Origin of the sequence: Streptomyces chisholmiae (assembly GCF_031845445.1) — a bacterium.
Classification (GTDB): domain Bacteria; phylum Actinomycetota; class Actinomycetes; order Streptomycetales; family Streptomycetaceae; genus Streptomyces; species Streptomyces chisholmiae.
In genome coordinates this window covers 1-429 of the sequence record NZ_JAVREO010000232.1, presented here as the reverse complement: position 1 = coordinate 429, position 429 = coordinate 1, and the positions used below count along the sequence as shown (strand labels likewise).

The 429-nt window shown below is 69.2% G+C and carries 1 pseudogene; it reads left to right on the top strand.

The window, feature by feature from the left end:
* Positions 1-221: 221 nt before the first annotated feature.
* A pseudogene (locus RM844_RS32960) lies at positions 222-429 on the top strand (hypothetical protein); the annotation flags it as partial.

Here is a 429-nt window from a genome sequence, read left to right as displayed (position 1 = left end):
CCAGCAGACCGTCGAACGTGCTCATAACGGGTGCCATTGTCGCGCAGGTCATCGAACGGCCCGTGCCGAACGTCGCCACGAGCAGGTAGAACTGGCTGAGGCGGATCGCACGGAAGGCGGCTCAATTGGCGAGGTTTCGCTGGTGGCTCGGTCTGGTCTGCTGTGCGGCACTCCTGGCCGGCTGCGGGAACGCCACAGTGGTCGGCGGCCGGGCGACCTCGATGTTGTTCCTGCCCGACCGCGTCGGCGGCCTGCCGGTGACCGACGGCCACAGCGGCATCCGGCCCGACGCACCCGGACCCACGCGCCAGGCCGAGAACACCGACGGCGGCCAGATCGACGACCTGGCCCTGCTCGCCGTCGACGACATCGAGGATTTCTGGTCGCAGAACTACACCGGCGGCTCGCTGCCGGGAACCTTCACCCCCG